Source organism: Polyangium sp. 15x6, from assembly GCF_029960785.1.
In the GTDB taxonomy this organism is placed as follows: domain Bacteria; phylum Myxococcota_A; class Polyangia; order Polyangiales; family Polyangiaceae; genus Polyangium.
This window is the reverse complement of the sequence record NZ_JASBQE010000226.1, coordinates 1-3,405: the sequence shown is the minus strand read 5'-3', so window position 1 is coordinate 3,405 and position 3,405 is coordinate 1. Positions and strand designations below refer to the sequence as shown.

The window sequence follows — 3,405 nt, the reverse complement described above, 5'->3', positions numbered from 1 at the left end:
GAGCTTCGGGCGAGCTGCGTCTCCCAGGGGTTCTTCCACGACGAACTCGTCACGCTGCGGCATCGCGGCGGAAGGTTACGCAGCTGCCTCGATGCGCGCCATGATGCGGGTGGGCGAACGGATACGCTCCTCCGACGCTGGTGCCCCGAAGGGAGCATCCGATGCGGAACCATCAGCGAGCGGCGGCGATTCGTGCAGAGATCGAGCAGGACGAGGGGCGAGGAGTATCCGTCCGGCAACCCGCATCCTGGCGCGCTTCCGGACTGCTGCGTAACGTATCCCCTCGATGCGGCGGCATGACGAGTTCGTCGAAGTTGAAGGCGCGGAGGAGACAACGGCCTCGAAGACCGCGAAGAAGCGTGGCTCTTCGCGCGGTCGGGGTGCGAGTGAGAACCGTGCCGACGCGTTGGTGACCGACGTTCGGCCCGGCCGCGGTGAGCGTTCGTCGCGGAGTCGCCGCCTTACCGGACCGGCCGAGCGGCGAGGACGGGGGAAGGCGTATCCCGAGCGCGTACGTCGGCGCGTGGTTGAAGTGAGCCGAGCGGTGGAGTAGGGCAGAAAGAGCATGACCACACTTCTTGGGTCGACTTCCCCTCTGCGTCGCCTCCCATCAAACCTAAATCCAAGGCAACGAGGCTGGCTCGATGGCTTGCGGATCTCGTTCGAGGTGGCTGACCTCTCGATGCGTAGGCTGCTCGTCATGCTCGCCGAGATGTCGCAGGACCCCGGGGGGAATAAGTTACAAGCTCAGCCGGAGCTCTTTCCAGCGGCTTTTGCGGATGCGTGGAGCTTCGTAGACTCGACGTGGCGAATTCATGAACTCCTAGATCGCCCATCGATCCACTTTGCCACAGCAGGCAGCGGCCCTACCGTTCGCGCATTGAATTTTAAGAAATCGGTGCGCCACTTTCAAGGCGCGCGCAACGGTATGCAGCACTTGGATACCAAGGGCGTGAAGATGGCGGAAGCTGGATTCCCTGTATGGGGATCACTTCACTGGGTGGCACTTCTGGAGGCCGATGGATCTCGTGGACTTGTATGCACCATGATCTCCGGTCCGAGTCTCGACGGAACGTACCACATGATAAACCCGACAATTCATGAGATCCGAGGACCGATTGATCTTATTGAGTTACGAGCATTTGGACAGGTTATCGAAATCAGCAAGACCTACGAGCTGGTCATTCAGCTCGCTCGTGAATTTGAAGCGGCTCTTGAACCCCAGTTTGGGTCGCATCCTACAAGTCCTAGCGACATTCTGCTCAGTATCGAATTCGACGCACCACCGAGCGCGGACACGCTTTACGACGCAGTAGCGAAGAACTCGAACGTCCCGTAGAACATCATCCGCATTAGCGGAGATGCCGGCTTCGGCTCTACGAGCTGATACCAAAAGACGTCGGGATGCGCCCCACGAACTACGCCAAGCTCGCCCTGTCGACGTCGAAGCTCCTCGAATCCACCGGAGAGGTGCTCAAGTCGTGCGAGACTCTCTTCGTGACCGCCGGTGTCGCGAAAGAACCTCGGACAGAGAATCTTGCATGCCGATGGCCACCTCATGCCGGTTTCGTGGAAGTACAAGGCACGTGCTGTCTGCTCGATAACGCGATCGATCCGAGCAACCTCGTAGCGGATGGCCAGAGTCTCCTGTCCTTCGCGGTTCGTCGCGGGCTTTGCGGTGCGGAAAATACGCCTGCCGAGAGAGGCGTCGTTCCGGGTCATTGCACGAAGCCTTGTGCTCTCAAATATAGCCATGGCGAGAGCGCTCCCCTCGGCGTTCATCGCGATGCAGCAGGCCGCGTATTCGTCGTCCCCGGATTTGGCCTGATTATGTGCAACGCAAGCGGGGACGGTGATTAGATGCGACCGCTGATCCGGTATGCCCTCGGGCAGATCTCGTCTGTGAGAAAAAAAAAAAAAAAAAAAAAAAAAAAAAAAAACACACTTCGGCGGTGCATGCTCTGCGGAGGTCGCCGGCTGCTCGCACGCATAGCATTGGGTGCCAGGAGAAGAGCGCTGCATTATTTCTTTGCACGCTTAGGACGACCACGGGGCGGCAGCAGTGGCGAGAAGCCTAGCTCTAAAAGCTTGGGATTAACCATTAGCGACTTGCCCAGAGCGAGAGCCTCCACGGTGTGGTTATGGTATCTGCCTACCCACGCATACTTATCCCAAATCCTTCGGTTGTTGCGATGCTCTTCCAGGTTTTTCTCGACCTGATACTTGTGCTTACCGAGCTGACTCTTGAGCCATTCGATTCCAACCCTCTCGTCATCAAAATGACCTATCGAGCCCCTGAGGTAATTTACAAAGCAGAGCCCATCGCTATCGATTAGTAGCTCAGTGTTTTGGGGCGCGGAATCATGGGGATGGTAATAGGTGCAGTGCTCCAGAGCCATCTCATGGGCGCTCTTGGATAACACCACACGCGGATAGACAGCGGTCTTCGATTCAAGCCCGTAGGATTCCATCAACGCTGGACCGAAAACCACGCTTTCATCCATGTAATGGGGCCCGACCGAAAGCCCCCCACGTACGAAGTAACCTCGGGTGGCCATCATGAGCTGGTAGGATGCTACATTGAGTAATGTGTAACCAAGCTCTCGTTCACCGTCTGCATACAATGGGTGGTCGACCGGTATCGGCCACCCGATGACGATATTATCAGTGAAGACCTTGATAGAATAAGGGCGAACAAATCGTTCGTCGTATATGCCTTCCCCTGAAAGGATTTCACCGGCTTCTTCGAGAGCATCTCGCAAGCCGTGCAATACTTCATTAGAAGTTTGGGACATCTCGCCGTAGCCAAGAATGTCGAGAAACGTAACCACGGAAGCCCGCATCTCGGGCTTCCCGTCACGGAGGGGATATGGTGTACGAGAAGCTTTCTTGTTCATGATTTGCTCTCGCCTTCGCTTCCTCGGCGCGTCCTCATCGCATGCAATCCGAGACACTACCATGCCTAGAGAGATCTGGGGGTGGGCGAAAAGCAATACATGTGACATGTGCTTTGGATCACGTCGGCCTTCCAGCAGGCGCTTGGCGCACATCACCGGCTCCACGGCGCCACTTTCCCACCACCGCAACTAGGACCGACAATGTCCTAGCTCCTGAAGAAACTCCTTCGAGATCCGGAATTTCTTGATACCGTGGAGGCCACAAACGAAGAGCCCCGCCGGCCGTTAGGTCCGACCGGTGGGGCTGCGGAACGCCGGATGGTGGCCCATCCAACGCACGTCGCACTGCGCAGCATGGGCCAACCTCCGGAGAGAGGCAAGGCGTACCACCTCGCCCACCCCCGTCCTGACACCGACGGCTCGCTCCTCCGACGCTGGTGCCCCGAAGGGAGCACCCGATGCGGAACCATCAGCGAGCGGCGGCGATTCGTGCAGAGATCGAGCAGGA

3 protein-coding genes are annotated in these 3,405 nt (G+C 57.9%); 1 reads left to right on the top strand and 2 read right to left on the bottom strand.

Annotated elements, in window-relative coordinates; translation table 11 throughout:
• The first annotated feature begins 700 nt into the window (after positions 1-700).
• A complete protein-coding gene (locus QHF83_RS53030; protein WP_282425834.1) occupies positions 701-1,339 on the top strand; it encodes a hypothetical protein in 639 nt (212 codons plus the stop codon).
• Here QHF83_RS53030 and QHF83_RS53025 read toward each other — a convergent pair.
• Positions 1,303-1,782, bottom strand: a complete 480-nt coding sequence (locus QHF83_RS53025; protein WP_282425833.1) for a hypothetical protein — start codon at positions 1,780-1,782, stop codon at positions 1,303-1,305. The two genes, QHF83_RS53030 and QHF83_RS53025, sit on opposite strands and share 37 nt — an antisense overlap.
• Before the next feature lie 239 nt (positions 1,783-2,021).
• Complete coding sequence (locus QHF83_RS53020; protein WP_282425832.1) at positions 2,022-2,897, bottom strand: hypothetical protein; 876 nt, start codon at positions 2,895-2,897, stop codon at positions 2,022-2,024.
• Between the last annotated feature and the right edge of the window lie 508 nt (positions 2,898-3,405).

Bases quoted from the DNA above. Each gene is read 5' to 3' on its own strand.
- QHF83_RS53030 (WP_282425834.1), top strand. From the start codon at position 701: ATGCTCGCCGAGATGTCGCAGGACCCCGGGGGGAATAAGTTACAAGCT.
- QHF83_RS53025 (WP_282425833.1), bottom strand. From the start codon at position 1,782: ATGAACGCCGAGGGGAGCGCTCTCGCCATGGCTATATTTGAGAGCACA.
- QHF83_RS53020 (WP_282425832.1), bottom strand. From the start codon at position 2,897: ATGAACAAGAAAGCTTCTCGTACACCATATCCCCTCCGTGACGGGAAG.